The 2,813-nt window shown below is 62.1% G+C and carries 3 protein-coding genes; all 3 read right to left on the reverse strand.

Features of this window, described 5'->3' with window-relative positions:
* Positions 1-91 precede the first annotated feature (91 nt).
* Complete coding sequence (locus AC1D1X_RS19940) at positions 92-874, reverse strand: NYN domain-containing protein (protein WP_477698978.1); 783 nt, start codon at positions 872-874, stop codon at positions 92-94.
* Positions 874-1,953: a dihydroorotase gene (gene pyrC, locus AC1D1X_RS19945; protein ID WP_477698979.1), complete on the reverse strand. Its 1,080-nt coding sequence runs from the start codon at positions 1,951-1,953 to the stop codon at positions 874-876. The genes AC1D1X_RS19940 and pyrC overlap by 1 nt, the downstream gene beginning before the upstream one ends.
* Before the next feature lie 95 nt (positions 1,954-2,048).
* A complete protein-coding gene (locus AC1D1X_RS19950; protein ID WP_457281125.1) occupies positions 2,049-2,786 on the reverse strand; it encodes an amino acid ABC transporter ATP-binding protein in 738 nt (245 codons plus the stop codon).
* Positions 2,787-2,813 lie beyond the last annotated feature (27 nt).

Consider the following 2,813-nt stretch of genomic DNA (forward strand, 5'->3'; position numbering starts at 1 on the left):
TGCCAGGGTTGCAGCCAAGGCTGGTTCCATGCCGGCATCGGCAGGGCCGGCGCTGGCTGCAGGGCTGCAGCGACTCGCACCTGCAGGCCCCCTAGGCCCGGGCCGACTTGTTCAGTCGCTTGTCGCGCACTGCGACGGTGGACTTGCCTTCGTCGGCGATGTCAAACAGCTGGGTGGCCACCAGCAGCTTGGTCAGCGTGGCATAGCCGTAGTTGCGATGGTCAAACGAGGCCTGGTTGGCGATTTGCGTCCCTACAGCACCCACGCGCGCCCAACCCTCGTCGTCGGCTGCGGCCTGGACGGCGTTGCGCAGCAGCATGACCAGCTTGGCGTCCTGCTTGAGCTGGGCGGGTGTTGCCCTGAGGGGCGCGGCGGCAACCGCCTCGCCATCGTCACGGCTGTCTCCGTGAGCACTGCCCGCCGCATCACTGACGGCGATGGGGCGCAGCTTGTCAAGGAACAGGAATCTCGAACACGCATTGACAAATGGCTCCGGCGTTTTCTGCGCGCCAAAGCCGTAGACCGCCGCGCCCTTGGCGCGCAGGTGCATGACCAGCGGCGTGAAGTCTGCGTCCGACGAAACGATGCCAAAGGCATCGGGCCGGTCGGTATAGAGCAGCTCCAGCGCGTCGATCACCATGGCMATGTCGCTGGCGTTCTTGCCTTTGGTGTAGTCGAACTGCTGCATGGGGCGGATGGCATGCTCGTGCAACACCTCTTCCCAGCCCTTGAGTTCATTCTTTTTCCAGTTGCCGTAAGCGCGGCGGATGTTCGTTTCGCCGAAGGTCGACAACTCGTTGAGGATCAGGTCGATCTTGGACGCCGGCGAGTTGTCGGCGTCAATGAGCAGGGCAACGCGCGGCTTGTGGTCCATCAGGGGCTTTCTGAAGTGTGCAGTTTCCAGGGCAGGTTTTCACCTGAGCGCAAAGGCTTGAGCTCAGCCTCGCCGAAAGCAAAGCTCTCGGGCGGGTGCCAGCTTTCCTTTTTCAGCGTGATGCGGCCGGTATTGCGCGGCAGGCCGTAAAAATCGGCACCGTTGAAGCTGGCAAATGCCTCAAGCTTGTCCAGTGCGCCGGCCGCATCAAAGGCTTCGGCGTAGAGCTCCATGGCGGCGTGGGCGGTGTAGCAGCCTGCGCAGCCCGTTGCGTGCTCCTTGAGGTGCGCGGGGTGCGGTGCGCTGTCAGTACCCAGGAAAAAGCGGTTGTTGCCGCTGGTGACGGCTTCTACCAATGCCAGGCGATGCGTCTCGCGCTTGAGCACCGGCAGGCAGTAGTAGTGCGGCCGAATGCCGCCCGTGAAAATGGCATTGCGGTTGTAGAGCAGGTGGTGCGCGGTGACGGTCGCCCCCGTGAACTGGCCGGCATCACGCACGTAATGGGCGGCTTCGCGGGTGGTGATGTGCTCAAACACGATCTTCAGCTCAGGGAAATCGCGGCGCAGCGGAATGAGTTGCGTATCGATAAACACGGCTTCACGGTCGAACAAGTCAATGTCGGATGACGTGACCTCGCCGTGCACCAGCAGCAGCACGCCTTCTTTTTGCATGGCCTCCAGCGTTTTGTAGGTCTTGCGCAGGTCGGTCACCCCGGCATCGCTGTTGGTGGTGGCGCCGGCCGGGTATAGCTTGAGCGCCACAACACCGGCGTCTTTCGCGCGCTTGATCTCATCGGGTGGCAGGTTGTCGGTGAGGTAGAGCGTCATCAATGGCTCGAACTGCACGCCGGCCGGCACAGCGGCCTGGATGCGCTCCCGATACGCCGCCGCCTGGGCGGCCGTGGTCACCGGCGGGYGCAGGTTGGGCATGATGATGGCGCGGCCAAACTGTGCGGCCGTGTGCGGCACCACGGTGTGCAGGGCCTCGCCGTCGCGCACATGCAGGTGCCAATCGTCGGGCCGGGTAATGGTCAGAGCGGAGGTCAGGATGGAGGCGGGTGTGCGGGTGGCTGAAGTCATGGCCTGAATTGTCGCATTGGTCGCACCACCCGCCCATCATGAGCCGCCATGAAAAAAGCCCCGGAATTCGGGGCTTTTTTTGGAGCGCAGGGCTTTCAGTGCGCCAGGATCTTGTTGAGGAAATCCTTGGTGCGCGCCTGGCGGTTTTCCGGGTGGCTGAAAAACTCGTCCTTCGAGCAGTCTTCCAGAATCTTGCCGCCGACATCCATGAAAATCACGCGGCTGCCCACTTTTTTGGCAAAGCCCATTTCGTGGGTCACCACCATCATGGTCATGCCCTCGACGGCCAGGCCCATCATGCAGTCCAGCACCTCGCCGACCATTTCCGGGTCCAGCGCGGAAGTGGGTTCGTCAAACAGCATGGCGATCGGGTCCATGCTGAGCGCGCGGGCGATCGCCACACGCTGCTGCTGGCCACCGGAGAGCTGGCCGGGGAATTTATCCTTGTGCGCCATCAGGCCCACGCGATCCAGGTATTTGAGGCCGTGCTTTTTGGCTTCGTCGGGCTTGCGGCCCAGTACCTTGACCTGCGCCAGCGTCAGGTTCTCGGTCACGCTCAGGTGCGGGAACAGCTCGAAATTCTGGAACACCATGCCGACGCGGCTGCGCAGCTTGGGCAGGTCGGTCTTGGGGTCATGCACAGCCTTGCCGTCGACAAAGATCTGGCCCTTCTGGAAAGGCTCCAGCGCGTTGATGGTCTTGATGAGGGTGGATTTGCCCGAGCCCGATGGGCCGCAGACCACAACAACTTCACCCTTCTTGATGCTGGTGGTGCAGTTATTGAGAACCTGCACTTCACCGTACCATTTGGAAACTTCTTTCAACTCAATCATCTTCTTCTCCAGTGTGCTCTTTGAGAG

The sequence above is a fragment of the Polaromonas sp. P1_G4 genome, assembly GCF_056405475.1.